The organism is Formivibrio citricus (assembly GCF_900115065.1).
In the GTDB taxonomy this organism is placed as follows: domain Bacteria; phylum Pseudomonadota; class Gammaproteobacteria; order Burkholderiales; family Chitinibacteraceae; genus Formivibrio; species Formivibrio citricus.
In genome coordinates this window covers 65,940-84,070 of sequence record NZ_FOVE01000006.1, presented here as the reverse complement: position 1 = coordinate 84,070, position 18,131 = coordinate 65,940, and the positions used below count along the sequence as shown (strand labels likewise).

Below are 18,131 nucleotides of genomic sequence, written 5' to 3'. Positions count from 1 at the left end.
TTGCCGGAATCAATACACAAAAATCCCCGCCCGAAAAACAACGAGCCGCAACAGGTGCGGCTCGTTGGCATGTCGACTTCAAGGTTACATCACAGCAGAACGCGCTCAATGCCGCCGTTGTTGGCCTTGGCAACATACTCTTCCAGCCAGTTCTCGCCCAACAAAGTGCGCGCCATCTCCAGCACGATGTAGTCGGCCTCGACTCCTGTATCCGGGGTATAACGGGAAAGCCCCTGCAAGCAGGATGGGCAGGAGGTCAGTATCTTCACCGGGGCATTTTCACCCGCAGCCGATTGCAGCTGGGCCACGCCCTTGCCGATCTCTTCCTGCTTGCGGAAACGCACCTGCGTTGCGATATCCGGGCGGCTGACGGCGAACGTGCCGGCTTCGCCGCAGCAGCGGTCGTTGAGCGCTACAGGCACCCCCATCAACTTGCTGGCGACGTTGCCCCCCTTGTACTGCTTCATCGGGGTATGGCAGGGCTCGTGGTACATGTACTGCGCACCGCTGAGGCCGTCGAGCTTGATGCCTTTTTCCATCAGGTATTCGTGGATGTCCAGCAAGCGGCAGCCGGGGAAGATTTCCTCGAAGTGGTAATGGATCAGTTGATCCATGCAGGTGCCGCACGACACCACCACGGTCTTGATGTCGAGGTAGTTGAGCGTATTGGCCACGCGGTGGAACAGCACCCGGTTTTCCGTGGTGATCTTCTCGCCCTTGTCGGAAAAACCGGCGGAAATCTGCGGATAGCCGCAGCACAGATAGCCTGGCGGCAGGACCGTGGTCGCGCCGGCATGCCAGAGCATCGCCTGCGTGGCGAGCCCGACCTGGCTGAACAGGCGCTCCGAACCGCAACCGGGGAAGTAGAACACTGCATCCTGATCGTCCTGCTGCGGATTGCGAATCACCGGAACAACGTTGTTGTCGTCCAGATCGAGCAAGGCGCGCGATGTTCGGGTCGGAATCTTGCCCGGCAGCGGCTTGTTGAGGAAATGGATGACCTGCGCCTTGATGTCCGGGCGGCCCAGCGTGGCGGGCGGCTGCTTCACCACCGAGCCCGTCAACCCCAGGCTGCGGGCAACGGAATAGCCCAGCCGCTGGGCACGGTAGCCCAGGCTGACGATGCCGGCGCGCAACAGCTTGATCGTGGCGGGATCCTTGAGCGTCAGGAAGGCCATGCTCAATGCCGAACCGGGGTTGAACGGTTTCTTGCCTTCCTTGCGCAGGAAATTGCGCATCGCCACCGTGACATCGCCGAAGTCGATCTTGACCGGGCACGGCGTGACGCAACGGTGGCAGACCGTGCAATGGTCGGCCACGTCGGCCAGCTCGCTGAAATGCTTGAGCGAGATGCCGCGTCGGGTCTGCTCTTCATACAGGAAAGCTTCGGTCAGCAATCCGGTCGCGAGAATCTTGTTGCGCGGGCTGTAGAGCAGGTTGGCGCGCGGTACGTGCGTCGTGCACACCGGCTTGCATTTGCCGCAACGCAGGCAGTCCTTGATCGATTCGGAAATCGCCCCCAGGTCGGAGGCTTCCAGAATCAGCGATTCGGCGCCGAGCAGGTTGAACGACGGCGTGTAGGCATTGGACAGGTCCGCGCCGGGCAGAAGCTTGCCCTTGTTGAAGTGGCCGTCCGGATCGACCTTCTGCTTGTAGGCTTCGAACGGGGCCAGCTCTTCGCGGGTCAGGAATTCGTACTTGGTGATGCCGATACCATGCTCGCCGGAAATCACGCCCCCCAGATCGCGGGCGATCCGCATGATGCGCGCCACGGCCTTGTGCGCCGTTTGCAGCATCTCGTAGTCGTCGGAGTTCACCGGGATGTTGGTATGCACGTTGCCGTCGCCAGCGTGCATGTGCAAGGCGACAAACACACGGCCCTTGAGGTTCTTGCGCTGGGTGTCCATGACCGCGCGCAGGATGGGCTGGTCGGCCGTACCGGAGAACAGATCCTGCAACCCGGCCAGCACTTCGCGCTTCCAGGAAACGCGCAGGGCAAAATCGCGCTGCGCGGTGAATACCGTGCAGGTCGGATCGACGGGTAGATCGCGTTGCTCAAGCGGCGCACCGGCGAACGTTTCCAGATAGGAGACCAAGGGCGTGTCGAGGTGGTCGAGCAGCCATTGCCAGCGCGCGCGCGCGGCTTCGATGAGTTCGAGCGCGCTTTCGCGACGGTCACCGATCAGCTCTTCGAGCAGCTCCGGCTTTTCGCCTTGCGTGGTGACCGGCAAGTGTCCGTGAGTGAAGAACTCCCTGAGCTTCGCCAGAAGCTTGAGCTTGTTGGCGATCGACAGTTCGATGTTGATGCGTTCGATGGCATCGGAATAATCGCCCAGGCGCTTGGGCGGGATCACCACGTCCTCGTTAACCTTGAAGGCGTTGGTATGGCGGGCAATGGCCGCCGTGTTGGAACGGTCAGCCCAGAATTTCTTGCGCGCCTCGGCCGAAACGGCGATGAAGCCTTCTCCGCCGCGCGCATTGGCGATGCGCACGATCTGCGAAGCGGCTTCGCCCACGGCGAACTCGTTATCCGACGCGATGTCGGCGACCAGTACCATCTTCGGGCGACCGCGGCTTTTCGCCTTGGTGGTGTAGCCTACGGCGCGCACGTAGCGCCAGTCGAGGTGTTCGAGACCGGCCAGCACCACGTCCGGCGAAGCGTCGAAATGCTCCTTGATTTCCACGATGGCCGGCGTGGCCTGCGCGGCGGTACCGAAGAATTCCAGGCAGACGGTACGCACATGCTGCGGCATGCGGTGCAGCAGGAAGCGGGCCGAAGTGATCAGGCCATCGCAGCCTTCCTTTTGCACGCCGGGAATTCCGCTCAGGAACTTGTCGGTCACGTCCTTGCCGAGCCCTTCCTTGCGGAAAATCGCGCCCGGCGTTTCGATGAGTTCCTCGCCGATCTGCGTCACGCCATCGGGCTTGAAGCGGGCGACACGGAAGGTCGCCTTTTCCGCATCGTGGATCTTGCCGAGGTTGTGGTCCAGTCGTTCGACGAACACCCAGTTGCCGTCGGGATCGACCATCTTCCACGACACGAGGTTGTCGAGCGCCGTCCCCCAGAGCACGGCCTTCTTGCCGCCGGCGTTCATGGCGATGTTGCCGCCAATGCAGGACGAATCCGCCGAAGTGGGGTCGACGGCAAATACGAGGCCAGCCTCTTCGGCCAGATCCATGACGCGCCGCGTCACCACGCCGGCACCGCACTGGACCGTTGCCACTTCGCGATCCACGCCGGGAACGCGCAAATATTCGATGCCGTTGTGCCGATCGAGTTTCTCGGTATTGATAACCGCCGACATCGGCGTCAGCGGCACCGCCCCGCCGGTATACCCCGTGCCGCCGCCGCGCGGAATGACCGTCAGGCCAAGCTCGATACACGCCGCAACCAGCGGCGCCATTTCGGCCTCGGAATCCGGATTGAGCACCACAAACGGGTATTCCACGCGCCAGTCGGTCGCATCAGTGACGTGCGAAACCCGGGCCAGGCCGTCGAAGCAGATGTTGTCGCGCCGGGTCAGCCCGCTCATGCGGCGCATGATCTTGCGGCGCAATTCGGCGATGTCCCGGAATTCGCGTTCGAAATCGTTCACCGCCTGGCGCGCGCGCGCCAGCAGCGCTGCGACTTTTTCGTTGTCCTTGCGGCGCTTTTCCACCTCGCCCAAACGGTGGTGCATGGCATCGACCAACTGCTTCAGGCGCCGGGGGTTTTCGAGCTGATCGTCCTGCAGGTACGGGTTGCGCTTGACGACCCAGATGTCGCCCAGCACCTCGAACAGCATGCGTGCCGAACGGCCGGTACGGCGCTCCTGGCGCAACTCGTCGAGAGCGGCCCAAGACTCTTCACCCAGCAGCCGGATGATGATTTCACGGTCGGAAAACGAGGTGTAGTTGTAGGGAATCTCGCGCAGACGTTCCGGCGTGGTGGTGAGTTCGGCCATGTCTTATTTCTCCAGCAAACGGCAATGCCCCGCAGCATAGGCGGAGTGGACCGGGAATCTTAGCGGAAAAACGAAAAACCACGGAGGTAAATTTTCTTGAAATCTAGTAGCCAGTCACACAGATTCTGCTATGTTCGTCACGCCCTGCATCCCCATCCACGCAAACCTGCGTGACTGACTACTAGCCAATATCCTGGCTATTGAAAAAGCGCCGGCTGGTCTTGAGAAAATTCTGGGCAAACTCGCTGAGGCGTCCGGGCGGGCCGTCCGGGTGTTCGCTGAGGTAGGCCGAAGCCCGCGCCAGCAGCGGGGCAAACTCGTCGGAGAAATCACCTTCGCGCAGTTGGTACAGAATGCCGGCCTTCCACATCTTGGCGCGCACGCGCTCGTTCGCTTCGCACAACATGACGCGCACCCCGCGTTTTTGCAGCTTCCCGATCACTTCTTCCAGCAACTGCAGCCCCGTGATGTCCATGAACGGCACGCGCCGCAAGCGCAGAATCAGGATATGCGGATCGGTGTGGGTCTGCAGTAGCGCGCGCTCGAGGTTTTCAACCGCACCGAAGAAGAAAGGCCCTTCGATCTCGTAAACCAGCAGGCCGCGCGGCACCTCGAACAAGCCCTGGTTGAGCAGCTCCATCTTGAGTTCCTGCTCGCCCAGTTGCTGGACTTCCACGCTGGCAGCCATGCGGCGCATGAATTGCAGGATCGCCAGGATCACACCGATATTGACCGCGATGACCAGATCGGCAAACACGGTCAGGATGAACGTGATGATCAGGATCGCGACATCGGCGCGCGGGGCACGACGCACGATGCTGGCGAAATGCTTCACCTCGCTCATGTTCCAGGCCACGACGAACAGGATGGCCGAGAGCACGGCCAGCGGGATGTCCGAAGCCAGCGGCGCGAGAAAAACGATAGTCGCAACCAGGGTCAGCGTGTGCGTGATCCCCGCGAGCGGGCTGGTGCCACCATTGCGGATATTGGTCGCGGTACGGGCAATCGCGCCAGTCGCGGGGAAGCCGCCAAAAAGCGGGGTAACGATGTTCGCCAGCCCCTGGCCGATGAGTTCCTGATTGGAATCGTGTTTGGTGCCCGCCATGCCATCGGCCACCATCGCCGAAAGCAGCGACTCGATAGCGCCCAGCATGGCAATCGTGAAAGCCGGACCAAGCAACTCGATGATGCGGGCCGGGGTCGTTTCCGGCAGATGGAAGCCGGGAAGCCCTTGCGGAATTCCGCCGAAGGCGCTGCCGATGGTGGCGACGCCGTCGAAGTGGAAAACCGAATGCAGGACCGTCACCGCCACCATGGCCACCAGCGGGCCGGGAACCCGCTGCAAACCTCGAATGCGGGAAGAAAACAGCACCAGCAACAAACTGAGAATGGAGAGAAGCGTCGTCGCCAGATTCAATTGCGGAAAAGCCAGAACCAGATTCCAGAGCTTCTGGTGGAAGTGCTCTCCACCCACCGCAGGCAAGCCGAAGAAATCCTTCCACTGCCCGACGAAAATGATGACCCCGATCCCGGCAGTGAACCCGACGATGACCGGCATGGGAATGAACTTGAGGACCGCGCCCATTCGCGTCATGCCCATGATCACCAGCATCATCCCGGCCATGATGCCGGCGACCTGCAGCCCGTCGATGCCGTACTTGGCAGTCACACCAGCCAGAATGGCGATGAAAGCACCGGTCGGGCCAGCGATCTGCACCCGGCTGCCGCCCAGCGCCGAAACCATGAAGCCGCCGATGATCGCCGTGTACAAGCCCTGCTCCGGCCTGGTTCCGGAAGCAATCGCAAAAGCCATGGCCAGCGGCAAGGCGACCACGCCGACAATGATCCCGGCGATGATATTGGGGAGCAGCTTGCCGCGTCCGAACATGCCGGCCTTTTTGGCTTCAAGAATGGTAATCACTCGTCACACCCCGATCAGCGCCATATAAACACTTTCCCTGCAGCTGTTCACGATCCGCACAAAACCTTCTGTGGCACGAGGTGCCGCACATGCCCCCCCGATCAACTCATCGCTACGCGATGATGCACAGCTTCCCGGAATACGACTTTATTGCGCCCCGTACGCTTGGCCTCGTAAAGTTTTTCATCGGCGCACTGGATCACCCCGGCCAGATCGCTGTCCACATGATATTGCGCCACGCCGACGCTGATGGTTGCAGCCAGTCCGGGCGCGATCCGCTCCCAAGTCCATTCCTGTACCAGCCGGCGTAATCGTTCTGCCACCTCGGCGCCTTGCGCGCCATCCCGGTTCTGCAGAAGTACGGCGAACTCTTCCCCGCCCCAACGGGCCACAAGGTCGCCCTGCCGGCACCCCGATTTCAGCAAAGCGCCGATCTGGCGCAGCACCTTGTCGCCGATCTCGTGCCCCCAGGTGTCGTTGGTGGCCTTGAAATGATCCACGTCGATCATCAGGGCGCAGACCGGATCGTTGGCCAGTGCCAGCAGGCTGTCGGCGCTCAGCTCCATGCCGCGCCGGTTCAGGAGTCCGGTCAGGGTATCTTCGCTTGCCATGCGCTCCACGCGGCGTCGCTCCTGGCGTTCCGAGGCATGCTTGCGTCGCAGTTGCGCATTTTCCATGCGCGCCTTTTCCACCTCCAGCTGCATCTCCATGGCCTGGATGCGGTGCGGCGAAGTGTGGCGCGACAGGAGCAACTGCTGTTCGTGATAGCGTTTGAAATGGCACAGCGCCTGCTGCCATTCGCTGCGGGCTTCATGGCTTTCCGCCAAAGCCAGCTCGATCTGCAGCAACAGGTGGGGGGTGCCCATGGTATTGGCTTTTTCCAATGCCTTTTCCAGCAAGCTTTGGGCTGCGTCATACTCCCCGCGCGCCATGGCAAGCCGCCCCAGCGAGAGCAGATTGGTGGCATACCCCAGGGCATTACCCTGGGCTCTGTTGATATCCAGCGCGGCCCTGAGTTCCTGCTCGGCCTGCGCCATGCAACCTTTGGCAAGGTGGATCAAGCCCAGGATGCTGTGAATTTCTGCCTTCTGTTCGCTGTTGGCGCTGCGCGTTTGGGCCAGTATTTCAAGTGCTTCGTCCAGACGCTGCTGTTGGTAAAGATCGACTCCGACATTGATCGCGGCGGCAACATAGAGCGTGGGATCGTCGCCTTCCTTCCAGCTGTTGAGCGCCCAGCGATGATGCGCCAGCGCACTCGTGAAATCGCCGTGGGCATTGTAAATCTGCCCCAGCCCAATCAAGGCCCGCAGCCAGGCATCGTGTGCCTGCGCGCTGTGTGAGACGTCCAGACAACGAGACCAGTATTGCAAGGCTTCGTCGTATTCGGCTACGGCAAAGTGGGCGCGGGCGATTTCCTGCAGGGCATCGGCGACGATGGCGGACAGCTTGCTCTCCTCCGCCAGGGAAAGGGCATGGGCGAACAGGGGAATGGCCTCCTGGTATCCTCCCTGCAAGGTCAGGGCACGGCCATGATTGATCAGGCCGTGCAGATACCCCTGCCTGTAGCCGATACGCACGGACAGGGCGCAAGCTTCTTCCGCCAACGCTTGGGCTTCAGCGCTTTTTTCCCGATACAGGGTGTGCGCGCGCTGATTGAGGCTGTCTATTTCTTCCGGAACGGTCATTTTGCAGGAGCCGCAGGATGCCGCTCACTCCACCTTCGAATCTTTAGGGTTGGTTTCAGGTTCTTCATTCTGGTTCAGCAACGCTTCACGCAGACGGGAATACTCTGCCTCGTAATGCGCGCCGGCCTCCTCGTTGCCCGCGTGATAAAAAGCTTCGGCCAGCGTTGCCGTTGCCCGCGCCAGGAGGCGCTTCGATCCAGCCTCTTCCGCAAGCATGCGCGCCTGCAGCAGAAAGTCGAGAGCGCTTTCGTTCTCGCCTCGCGCCAGTTCACAAAAACTGAAGGCTATCAGATTGGCCGCTTCGCCGCAGAGATTGACAACAAGGCGGTTGATTTTCAGCGCCACGGTCAGGCTCGCATCGGCCTTGTCGAATTCGCCGCGTTTCAGATGGATTTCGCCGATCAATCCATACGCTTCGGCCTCCATTTCCAGATTGCGTTCCGCCCGAATCTGCGGCAAGGCGCTTTTCAAAACGCCCATGGCTTCATCAAGCGCCCCCTGCTTGATGAGATCGGCTGCGATATGCAACTGGGCATCGCAGTGCAGCAGGGGGTCGTCGCCCTCCAGCGCCAATTCCTCGGCCATGCGGTGGTGCTCCAGCGCCATATCGTAGCGTTCCTGGGTCAGGTGCACCAACCCCAGCTTCAGATGCGCGCGAGCCCGCGTGGTGTTGCTGATGGCTTCGGGCGCGAGCATGAGGCAACGGCGCCAGCATTCCCCTGCAGCCTGGTACTGGCTGCGCGCGAAATAGGCCCGGCCCTGCAGATAGAGCATCTCACCCTCCTGCGGACCGACAGGATGGTTGTTGGCCAACTCGGAAGCCATCTCCAGCGCAGCAAGCGTTTCGTCATACCGGTTCAGCATGAGCAAGGCTTGGGCGTTGACACACAGCGCAGCCGCCTCGAGGTCGTGGGCTTGCTGGGCAGCGGCAAGGTTGCGGGCTTTTTCAGCCAGGGCCAAGGCTTCCGCGCTCTGCGATTTCACAAGCTTGCGCGAATTGGCAAGCAACTGGTCAATTTCGTTTTTTTTCGGCATGGACATCGTCGCCGGCATGTTCCGGTCGAGGGATTCGGCTTGCATTCAGCATAACAGGCTCGGGCCATTCCGCCAGAAGGCGTTTTTCAAATTATTCACTTTCCCCGAAAAATGCGGCCATGCGCAGCCGGCAAAGACGTAGAATGACCGCCCGGTTTATCAGCTCCCTGCGGTGCAGCCGCAGGATGTATGTAAAAGTCATGCCGATCAATTATGCAAGACGCATTGCCGGAAGAAGACGCTCGGACAAAGCGAACCGGCAATTGGGCTTCACCCTGGCCTTCGTGGCGGGAGCCACCAATGCCGGCGGGTTTCTGGCGGTAAAACAATATACGTCGCACATGACCGGCATCGTGTCGCTCATGGCCGACCACCTTGCCCTGGGCGAATATGGACTGGCGCTTGAGGGTGCCGGTGCGGTGCTTTCCTTTCTGAGTGGAGCAATCAGTTCCGCCGTGATGGTCAACTACGCCCGGCGCAGGAGGATGCACAGCGAATACGCTATCCCCCTGCTCTTTGAGGCCGTGCTTCTGCTCTGCTTTGGCATTCTCGGTGCCAGGCTCTCCGAAACCAGAGGGTTGTTCGTCCCTGTCGCCGTCATGCTGCTGTGTTACATCATGGGGCTCCAGAATGCGGTGATCACCAAGCTCTCGCGGGCCGAGATCCGCACCACTCACATTACCGGCATCGTCACGGATATCGGGATTGAACTGGGCAAGCTGTTTTACTGGAACTCGATCGACCCGCGCAAGCAACCCATGGTGCTGGCAAACAGGGGCCGGCTCACGGTTCTCGGCTCAATGGCTATGGCTTTCTTCCTTGGTGCGTTGATCGGCGCATTGGGCTTCAAACACATCGGCTACCTGTCGACGGTGCCGCTCGCTCTGGCGCTGGTTACCTTGGCCAGCGTACCCGTCATAGACGACCTGGTGCTGGCAATGCGCCGCTGGACAAAATAGTCGTCCCCCTCTCGACCGGCGGGGCCGCGCAAGGCTTTGCGGGCCTTTCTCATTTGGCAGGAACGCCTATAATTGATTTCTACTGTCCCACGGAGAATTCGCGATGTCCGATTCCTGCCCTCTCTGCACCGGAACTGGCGGCGAGCTGCTATGGCAGGATGAATTTTGCCGGGTGGTTCTGGTAGACGAACCCGGCTTTCCGGGATATTGCCGCGTGATTCTGAACCGCCATACGGCTGAAATGACCGACCTGGAAGATCAAGAACGCGAGCGGCTGATGCGCGTAGTCTATGCCGTGGAAAAAGCCATCCGCCACACACTGAACCCGGACAAGATCAACCTTGCCAGCCTGGGCAATCAGGTTCCTCACCTGCACTGGCATCTCATTCCGCGCTGGCAGGAAGACAGTCATTTCCCGGCATCGATCTGGGCGGCGCCGTTTCGCTCCGGCAACGTTGCGCTGCCTGCGAAAGCGCTGATCGACTTGCGCAACACGCTGGAACACCTGACGCCATGAACTTCGATCATGTCCTTCCCGTCAGCAGCGGCGGTCCGCCTCCGTTCGCCGATGCGCGCGAGGCCAAGGAGTGGCTCAAGCTGCTCCCGCTGATCAACACCCAGCAATCCTCGCTGGAACTGCGCGAACTGCTCGCTCATCTCAACCAGTCGCGCATCGATGCTCTGGAGCTCCTGAAAAGTCTGGAACTGCTGCGCGAAGCCGTGCACACCACCGGGGAAGGGTTGCACATCCACTTCGTCGGCAAGCCCTTGCCCCTGGCTCCCAACGAATTGCAACGCTGGCAGGAAACACTAACCCTGTGGACACTGTTCGAAACGGCCTATGTCCGTTGCTGGCGCGCAGCAGAAGAAAATACCGGAGTTCTGGCGGAGCACCGTGCACTGATCGCCGAACGCGCGTTGCGCTATGCGCTTTTCGAGGCCCGGGGCTATCTGCAAATTTACCGCCCGGTTCCCGCTACGGTCTGGCAAAAAATGTTCGACTACTATCGACAGGCGGAAGAGTCGGGCATTTCCCGTACCACGGTACGCGACAGCCTGATTGAAATTCACGGCAGCAGCATGCCGCAAGCGATGCTCATCCACGCCCTGCTGCTCGTCGCGGGCGGCGCGCGCCAGCTGACTGGCAAACAGCTGTTGTGGCTCGACAAACGGCTGGATGTCCTTGCGGCCCGCACCTCGCTCGCGCCGCATTCGCCCGCGCTGCCCGGCAAAACCTGTTTGCAGATCGACCTGGCACTGCCGGCGCCGGCCTTGCGCGCCAGCCGGCCACTGAGCGGCGAAACCGTACGCGAAATCGACACGCTGGCACTCGCCCAAGTACTCACCAAGCGGATCAAATTGTTGCGCGAAGGCGAGTTGCCGCAAAAACTCGGCTTGGGCACCGAGTTCGGCCCCCAGTCCGTGGAAGCCCTTCTGGTAGAACTTTATCGACGCTGGTGCGAACAGCCCAGCGAACGCCCGGTGCGGCCGGCGCCCCCCCTCAAAACAGCAAACGCGGCACTGGGACTGGCCAATGTCCAGCGCTTGGTTGATGCAGGGCGCATGCCGCCACCGCCGGAAGATGTTGCCTCCCTCAGCAAACGCGACCTTGAGGCTATCCAGCTATTCGGACATGCCAGCGGAGAACGACACTCCGCGCCGAAAATTTCCGCCGTTACCGAACCGTGGCAGATTTTGCAGAGCACCGCACAGGAACTGCTGCTCTGCCGCCCCGCCAGCAGCGCCACACGCATCGGCTTGCAGCAGTTGATCGGCATCGCGCTTGAGGAAGGGCAAACCCTGCTCGGCGTAGTCCGTTCTCTGGAGGAAACGCAAGAAAAGCTGGAAATTGGCCTGCGCCTGCTTCCCGGCGTCCCCCAGCCCGTCATGGCCCGCGCGCTGGACCTCGCCCGCTTGGGGCAGGACAAATACAATGAAGCCCTGTTGCTTCCCGCCGCCCCGGCACTCAAAGTTCCTGCCTCGCTGGTCGTCCCCGTCACTTGGCACCGCCAAGGGCGCCTGCTGGACATTTGGGACGGAGAATCGCTGTCCCGCGTCAGGCTTGTTCAGGCGCTGGAACGTGGCAGCGATTACGAACGGGTATTGTTCGCGCCTGCTGGCAGCTAAAAAACAACCGCCGCCAGTCTTTACAGGCCGGCGGCGGTTGTTTGCTGCAGGGCAGTGATCAATCGGTTCCGCGATTGAAGCGTGCCTTCTGCCAAATCTGCTCAATCACATAATCCGGAATCGGTGTTTCCTGCGCTGCCGCCCCGGGTGCCAGTTCAAACTTGCCACCGCCCTTGTCAACAAAACTGACTTCAACGGTATTCCCATCGACGCTCAAGGTGGCATGCACCACCACCTCGACCTTTACAAGTTCCACGTTACTCATGCTGAACCCCTTTCTGGTCAAATCGACTCAAAAGATTGCCATCATCTAACCAAGGAAACGTCCGGCACATCGTTATTCATCCACGAACAGCCGGGACGAACCGATGCCTGCTGATTTCACTTGAGACGAATCGCCCGAAGCCGGCAATGCGCTTCGACGAGGGGGGAACCACAGGATGCAGATCAAATGCCGTTTGCGGCCCCAATCCCTTACTTCGGACTTTCTAAGCCACCGGTCAAGCCCCTCAGCTTTCTTTCTATTCTGCTGCGCAGCAAAAGCAAACATTCTTTATGTTGACAATCCGCTCAGCGTGCCTCGCCATGCGCGATCCGCAACAATTGCTCAACATCCACCTCGTCCGCCTGCTCCGCATGCAGGTAACGCCGCGCGTAGTCCAGCCAGACTTTCTCGCGCAGGAACACCTCGAAGATATCCGGATCGATATGTCCCTCGTTCACCATGCGCGCCAGGATGGTCAGCGACTGCGACAGTTTCATGCCGTGCTTGTAGGGCCGGTCGCAAGCCGTCAGCGCCTCGAACACGTCCGCCACGCCCATGATGCGCGCCTGTACGCTCATCTGATCGCGCGTCAGCCCGCGTGGATAGCCCTTGCCATCCATGCGTTCGTGGTGCCCGCCGGCGAATTCGGTCACGTTCTTGAGATGCTTGGGCCACGGCAACGCCTGCAGCATCTGGATCGTCACTTCGACATGGTGATTGATGATCTGGCGCTCGGCATCGGTCAGCGTGCCCTTGCGGATCGACAGGTTTTCCACTTCGTCCGCAGTCAGCAGCGGGCGGGGTGCGCCATCCGCCGCAATCCATGATCGGCCGGCAATCGCCGCCACCCGAGCCACGTCCTCGTCGCGCATGAACTCTCCGCCCGCATTGGCACGGAGCAGAAAGACCCGATCCTCCTCGACCTGCGCCCATTGCGCATCGCGTTCGGCGGCATCAATCTCGCCGCGCACACAGGCCAGTTCGATATCGCGGCGCAGGATTTCCAGCCGCGCTTCGACGAGTTCAATGCGGTCAAAGAGCGTTTGCAGCTTGGTTCCCTTGTCCACGACATGCACCGGCGTCGTCACCTTGCCGCAATCGTGCAGCATGCCGGCGATTTTCAGCTCGTAGCGGTCGCGCTCGTTCATCGAAAAATCGGCCAGCGCCCCTTCATGCGTGCGGTTGACCGCATCGGCGATCAGCAAGGTCAATTCCGGCACGCGCTGGCAGTGCCCGCCGGTATAGGGCGATTTGTCGTCGATCGCGAGGTTGATCAGGTTGATGAAGGCTTCGAACAGCTCTTCGAGCGAGCGGATCAGCTGGCGGTTGGTCAGGGCAATCGCCGCCTGCGAAGCCAGCGATTCCACCAGCCGCTGGTCCTCGGCGGAAAAGGCGTGCACCTTGCCGTCCGGCCCGGTGGGATTGATGAGTTGCAGCACGCCGATGATCTCGTGTTCGTGATTCTTCATCGGCACGGTCAGGAACGATTGCGAGCGGTAGCCGGTGGATTGGTCGAACTTCCTGGTTCCCGAAAAATCGTATCCTTCCGCCGTATAGGCGTCCTCGATATTGATCGTACAGTCTTCCAGCACCGCACACGCCACCACATTGTTGCGGTTGGGAGAGCCGTCGACATGCTGCAACGGCACGGGCGGCAGCGACACCGCCTTGCCGGTGGTGCCGCCCAGCGCAATGCCGAGCGAATCGGTCATCACGATCTCGAAATGCAGCATTTCGTCGCGCCGCAGGTACAGCGTTCCCGCATCCGCCCCGACCAGCGATTTGGCCGCAACGAGGATGGTTTCCATCAAACCGTTGATATTGGTCTCGCCGGACAGGGCAATGCCGATGGCATTAAGCCGCTCCAGCCGCGATTGCAGATCGGACGTGGTGAGCATGATGCCCTCCGAAAAAAGACAAACAGCGCTATTTCTACGAAGAAATCCCAATGGTAGGGCGGGTTAAAAGCGTAGCGTAACCCGCCGAATCCCGATTGCCGAAGGCAAAACAAAGAACCATTAAACCGGATAGAACGGGGGTTGAATTTCAAGCGCCGCTCCGCGCGGGTCAATGACCCGCCCGACAAAAACCTGAACCCCTTGGCTTACTTGCAGCTATAAAATTCTGGCTCACCGATGATCAGGCGCGTTGCGCCGCCGTGATTGATCTTGATTTCAGAACCGATGAAAAGCTTCTGCGCGCCATTGAGCGGAAAATCCACCGTCACGGTTTCACCCGGTCGAACAGTGATGTTTTCCAGCGTTTCGCCATTCCGGTCATTTTTCTGGAACGAGAAAATCATGGGGGCTTTCAGACCGCCATCGATATAGACCCTGGCCCGGAAGTGCTCGTATTTCTTGCCCTTGGTCATGACATGAGCGGCAAAATAGGCCATATCCAGTGGCTTGGGATTGGTAATCCCCCAACGGAAACGATCGCTGGGCGTTGACAGCATTGAGGGCGACGAAGTGATTGTAGTGCCGTAATAATCGCTGTATTGCTGCTTGGCTTTAATCGGCGCCGACACCCCTGCCTCGCAGGAAGCGCCCACCGCCATCCCCGCCGCACAAGCCAGCACCACCCCACCCAGTACACCAACAAACTTTTTCATTTCCCGCTTCTCCTCAAAAAACACCCTCGACCAAAACAACCCGCGTCTATGCGCATCGCACGCAAAACTTATTTGATACCCATCGTCTTGCCGGGTTTTTTATCGTTACCCTTCGCCGATTTGTCGGTTTTTACATATTCGACTTTCACCGAACAAGTCCATTCCGCTCCTTTTGGGGCCTTTCCAGGAGGATCTTTCCTGCAGTTGCACGGCCCAATCGGCTTGACTTCATGGAAAGCCATATTGCCATTGGTTTTCGCCGCACGGCATGCCGCAGACTCCGAACTACCTCGCCCGCTCAGTACTGCGCCATAAGAAGGCAACGCAGCCAAACCAACAACAGCGATGATCAAAATTTTTTTCATAAAACATTTCCCATAGAACATTCAAACAATGGCTATTTCAACGAAGCGACCCCACTCGCAGGGCGGGTTGGCCGCAGACGTAACTCGCCGAATCAGGATTACCGAAGGCTAAACAAAGAACCGATTACACAGGGTAAAACGTGTTTTGAATTTCATACCAAGTTCCGCGCGGGTCAATGACCCACCCTACAAAACCCGAGCTACTTGACCACAAAAACCCGAGCCACTTGTCCATTTATTACTTTCTGGATCGCCGATACGGCGCATCCTTACACGCAAAACTGTAAACCAATCCATCCAAGAGATTACTTTCTTTAATTGGCTCAAAATTATAAGAGCCCCTTTCTGTCTCAAGAACACGCCCCTTTAAAAAATTATCAGCATACGAATCCGAGGCGAGTAGACGGCTTGTTTCTTTTCCACACTCAAACTGAAAAATTACGAACCAAGATTTATCTCCATTTTTTTGCACTTTTTTAAAATCAATCAGGACATCTATTTCCGTAAAATCCTCGGCATGCACAAACCGCTTAGGATTGAAATATATGCTCACCAAATCTCCTTTCCTAATTGGCTTCCATTTGACATCAGAAGAAAAAGAAAAAGATGAAACCGAAAACAAAACAAAAAATGCAATAATTTTCTTCATGCCCACCCAAATTTAAAAATAAAGACCATATACCAAAATACAAATACGCGCCGGCAATTGGACAACCTTTCTCCGCTGTTGACGTTGCAATCGGCGATTACGCTTTGCCAATCGCTCCAGCGCAGCTTGCACGCCTGTCACTTAATACAAACCGCCCTTACCTGCGCCATATCCGTAACCCCCGCCAGCACCTTCTCGACCCCGTCCTGCTTCAGGGTGCGCATGCCCTCTTCCAGCGCACAGGCCAAGATCTGCGCCACGCGTGCCTTTTCCTGGATCAGCGCCTTGACCGGGTCGGTGCCGACCAGGAGTTCGTGCAGGCCGACGCGCCCCTTGTAGCCTGTGTTGCCGCACTTGTCGCAGCCCTTGGCGCGATAAAGCGTGATCTGGCCGTCCTTGCCGTAGCGTTGCAGCCATTGCTGGTAGAGCCTGGCCATTTCGGCTTGCGGATTTTGTTTCCAGGCCGTGGTATTGCGCAGTTCCTCGCTGTATTCGGCGAGCATCTGCTTGAGTTCGTCTTCGCTAGCCATGCAGGCTTCCTTGCAGTCGCACAGGCGGCGGGCAAGGCGTTGGGCGAGGATGCCGAGCAGGGCGTCGGAAAAATTGAACGGATCCATGCCCATGTCGAGCAGGCGGATCACCGATTCGGGGGCGCTGTTGGTATGCAGCGTGGCGAGCACCAGGTGGCCGGTGAGCGAGGCTTCGATGCCGGTGCCCGCGGTTTCGGCATCGCGCATTTCGCCGACCATGATGATGTCCGGGTCGGCGCGCAGGAAGGCGCGCATGATACTGGCGAAGGTCAGCCCGGCCTTGGGGTTGACCTGTACCTGGCGCAAGCCCTTCTGGGTGATTTCCACCGGGTCTTCGGCGGTCCAGATTTTGGTTTCCGGCTTGTTGAGGTATTTCAGCACCGAGTGCAGCGTGGTGGTCTTGCCGGAGCCGGTCGGGCCGCAGACGAAGAACAGGCCGTAGGGCTTGTCGACGACCTTTTTCAGATTGACGAGATTGAAATCGGAGAGCGCGAGCTTTTCCAGCGGCAGCGGCTCGCCGGCGGCAAGAATCCGCATCACCACGTCTTCCAGACCGCCGGCGGTCGGGACGGTCGCGACGCGTAGTTCGATGTCGAGGTTCGGCACGAACTTCTTCATCTTGATCTTGCCATCCTGCGGCTTGCGGCGCTCGGAGATGTCCAGATCGCACATGATCTTGATGCGCGCCACAAGGGGGTTGCGCCAGCTTGCGGGCACTTCGCGGTAGTTCATGAGGTTGCCGTCGCGGCGGAAACGGATGCGCACCTTTTCCGCGCCGGGATAGGGCTCGATATGGATGTCGGAGGCGCCCATGCGGTGGGCATCGACGATGATCTGGTTCACCAGCTTGACGAGTTCGTTGTCCTGCGCGGCGGAGATGTCCTCGGCGGTGATGCTGGAAACCTCTTCCTCGCCTTCATCCATGGAAGAAAGCAGCGTGTCGATATTGCCGGCGTCGGCGGCGCCAAAAAACTGGTCGAGCAATTGCCGGAAATCATGCAATGTCGCCACACGCACGCTGATCTTGCGCCCCGGAAACAACTGGCTCACGGCATAAAGATTGCCGCGCACCTTTTCCGGATCAGCCGCAACGATGACAAGACCGTCCTTGTCCTCATCGACCGGAACCCAGAGCTTTTCCTTGACGAATTCGAGCTTGAGGTTTTTCAGCAGATCGTGCGGCTTGATACGGTCGGGTTTGAACGGCTCGTAGGGCACGCCGTAAAACGCCGACAGCGAAGCGCCAATTCGCTCCAGCGAAATGCCGAAGCTTTCCGTGAGCACGGTTTCGATATCGCGTCCGGTCTTCTGCGACTCCTTTACCGCAACTTGCCAGGCCGCGGGCGTGAGCGTGCCCGAACCGATCAGGGCATGGTATTTGTGCTGAGGGACAAACGCCACGCCGCCCTGCTGCCTTTGTTTGAGGGCAATCGCCAGCGTCTTGGTCAAGAGCTTGATGCCGTCAACCATCATGGCATCGAAAGCCTGTCCGGCATGGTTGTTGATGATCTGCACCACGCCGACCAGCGTGCCGTCCGTCTCGTTCATGACGGGGGCTACGAGCATCTCGCGCGAGCGAAACCCGGTTTGCCTGTCCACCGCCTGCAGGAATTGCAGGGTGGGCGCGTAGCGCTGCAGTTCCTGCGCGTCGTAGACATCGAGCAGGTTCAGCACCTGTTTGTGGTTGGCCACGAAGCCGGCAATGCTGCGGTCGTCGACCGGCAGGCGCAATTCTTTCAATCCTTCCAGTCCGGTCTTGACCCGGGAAACCAGTTGCCGACCGTCTTCCCCGACCACATAGATCGTCAGGCGTTCGGCATTGAACACGGCGCAGATATCGTCGGAAAGTTCGGTCAGCAGTTCGTCGAGCCGGGCGGTGGCGTGGATGCGATTGGTCAGCGCTTGCAAGTCGCGCAGGAAATTCAGGTTTTTTTCGGCATGGGAAGTCATTGCTTAGGCTCTGTTGACGTTGGTTACACATCTGCGCTGGGCCGGAAAAATGCCAGTCACAAGGCATGCGACGCAGACAATAACCGGTTA

General features: G+C 59.5%; 12 protein-coding genes and 1 pseudogene. 3 read left to right on the top strand and 10 right to left on the bottom strand.

Going from position 1 to position 18,131, the window contains the following annotated elements; all coding sequences use genetic code 11:
- Nucleotides 1-89: 89 nt before the first annotated feature.
- The 4 genes from BMZ36_RS05520 to BMZ36_RS05505 form a co-directional block, all read right to left on the bottom strand.
- Nucleotides 90-3,944 carry a DUF3683 domain-containing protein gene (locus BMZ36_RS05520; protein ID WP_091192498.1) on the bottom strand — a complete coding sequence of 1,285 codons (3,855 nt, stop codon included), beginning with the start codon at nucleotides 3,942-3,944 and terminating at the stop codon, nucleotides 90-92.
- A gap of 181 nt (nucleotides 3,945-4,125) precedes the next feature.
- Entirely contained in the window at nucleotides 4,126-5,865 is a 1,740-nt protein-coding gene (locus BMZ36_RS05515; protein WP_091192496.1) for a SulP family inorganic anion transporter, read from the bottom strand.
- A gap of 101 nt (nucleotides 5,866-5,966) precedes the next feature.
- Entirely contained in the window at nucleotides 5,967-7,550 is a 1,584-nt protein-coding gene (locus BMZ36_RS05510) for a tetratricopeptide repeat-containing diguanylate cyclase (protein ID WP_091192494.1), read from the bottom strand.
- Between the two features lie 24 nt (nucleotides 7,551-7,574).
- Nucleotides 7,575-8,630: a tetratricopeptide repeat protein gene (locus BMZ36_RS05505; RefSeq protein ID WP_091192492.1), complete on the bottom strand. Its 1,056-nt coding sequence runs from the start codon at nucleotides 8,628-8,630 to the stop codon at nucleotides 7,575-7,577.
- Between the two features lie 155 nt (nucleotides 8,631-8,785).
- On the opposite strand from BMZ36_RS05505, the pseudogene BMZ36_RS05500 reads away from it, so the two are divergent.
- The 3 genes and pseudogenes from BMZ36_RS05500 to BMZ36_RS05490 form a co-directional block, all read left to right on the top strand.
- A pseudogene (locus BMZ36_RS05500) lies at nucleotides 8,786-9,532 on the top strand (YoaK family protein); the annotation flags it as partial.
- 115 nt (nucleotides 9,533-9,647) lie between these two features.
- Entirely contained in the window at nucleotides 9,648-10,061 is a 414-nt protein-coding gene (locus BMZ36_RS05495) for an HIT family protein (protein WP_091192489.1), read from the top strand.
- Nucleotides 10,058-11,671, top strand: coding sequence for a cyclic-di-GMP receptor FimW-related protein (locus tag BMZ36_RS05490; RefSeq protein WP_091192487.1), 1,614 nt, complete (start codon nucleotides 10,058-10,060; stop codon nucleotides 11,669-11,671). The genes BMZ36_RS05495 and BMZ36_RS05490 overlap by 4 nt, the downstream gene beginning before the upstream one ends.
- Nucleotides 11,672-11,729: 58 nt before the next feature.
- On the opposite strand, the gene BMZ36_RS05485 is transcribed toward BMZ36_RS05490, so the two are convergent.
- The 6 genes from BMZ36_RS05485 to BMZ36_RS05465 form a co-directional block, all read right to left on the bottom strand.
- Nucleotides 11,730-11,936, bottom strand: coding sequence for a hypothetical protein (locus BMZ36_RS05485; protein ID WP_091192485.1), 207 nt, complete (start codon nucleotides 11,934-11,936; stop codon nucleotides 11,730-11,732).
- 305 nt (nucleotides 11,937-12,241) lie between these two features.
- Nucleotides 12,242-13,834 (bottom strand): HD family phosphohydrolase, encoded by a 1,593-nt coding sequence (locus BMZ36_RS05480; protein WP_091192482.1) that lies wholly within the window; start codon nucleotides 13,832-13,834, stop codon nucleotides 12,242-12,244.
- Nucleotides 13,835-14,040: 206 nt separating this feature from the next.
- On the bottom strand, nucleotides 14,041-14,547 hold the full coding sequence (locus tag BMZ36_RS05475; protein ID WP_091192479.1) for a hypothetical protein: 507 nt from the start codon (nucleotides 14,545-14,547) through the stop codon (nucleotides 14,041-14,043).
- A 68-nt stretch (nucleotides 14,548-14,615) separates the two neighbouring features.
- Complete coding sequence (locus tag BMZ36_RS14270; RefSeq protein WP_143085975.1) at nucleotides 14,616-14,912, bottom strand: hypothetical protein; 297 nt, start codon at nucleotides 14,910-14,912, stop codon at nucleotides 14,616-14,618.
- Nucleotides 14,913-15,150: 238 nt separating this feature from the next.
- Complete coding sequence (locus BMZ36_RS05470; protein ID WP_091192476.1) at nucleotides 15,151-15,561, bottom strand: surface-adhesin E family protein; 411 nt, start codon at nucleotides 15,559-15,561, stop codon at nucleotides 15,151-15,153.
- A 137-nt stretch (nucleotides 15,562-15,698) separates the two neighbouring features.
- Nucleotides 15,699-18,041 carry a GspE/PulE family protein gene (locus tag BMZ36_RS05465; protein ID WP_091192474.1) on the bottom strand — a complete coding sequence of 781 codons (2,343 nt, stop codon included), beginning with the start codon at nucleotides 18,039-18,041 and terminating at the stop codon, nucleotides 15,699-15,701.
- Nucleotides 18,042-18,131 lie beyond the last annotated feature (90 nt).

Coding starts and splice junctions, on each gene's coding strand:
- BMZ36_RS05495 (WP_091192489.1), top strand. CDS start 9,648: ATGTCCGATTCCTGCCCTCTCTGCACCGGAACTGGCGGCGAGCTGCTA.
- BMZ36_RS05470 (WP_091192476.1), bottom strand. CDS start 15,561: ATGAAGAAAATTATTGCATTTTTTGTTTTGTTTTCGGTTTCATCTTTT.
- BMZ36_RS05490 (WP_091192487.1), top strand. CDS start 10,058: ATGAACTTCGATCATGTCCTTCCCGTCAGCAGCGGCGGTCCGCCTCCG.
- BMZ36_RS05465 (WP_091192474.1), bottom strand. CDS start 18,041: ATGACTTCCCATGCCGAAAAAAACCTGAATTTCCTGCGCGACTTGCAA.
- BMZ36_RS05505 (WP_091192492.1), bottom strand. CDS start 8,630: ATGCAAGCCGAATCCCTCGACCGGAACATGCCGGCGACGATGTCCATG.
- BMZ36_RS05510 (WP_091192494.1), bottom strand. CDS start 7,550: ATGACCGTTCCGGAAGAAATAGACAGCCTCAATCAGCGCGCGCACACC.
- BMZ36_RS05475 (WP_091192479.1), bottom strand. CDS start 14,547: ATGAAAAAGTTTGTTGGTGTACTGGGTGGGGTGGTGCTGGCTTGTGCG.
- BMZ36_RS14270 (WP_143085975.1), bottom strand. CDS start 14,912: ATGAAAAAAATTTTGATCATCGCTGTTGTTGGTTTGGCTGCGTTGCCT.
- BMZ36_RS05480 (WP_091192482.1), bottom strand. CDS start 13,834: ATGCTCACCACGTCCGATCTGCAATCGCGGCTGGAGCGGCTTAATGCC.
- BMZ36_RS05485 (WP_091192485.1), bottom strand. CDS start 11,936: ATGAGTAACGTGGAACTTGTAAAGGTCGAGGTGGTGGTGCATGCCACC.
- BMZ36_RS05520 (WP_091192498.1), bottom strand. CDS start 3,944: ATGGCCGAACTCACCACCACGCCGGAACGTCTGCGCGAGATTCCCTAC.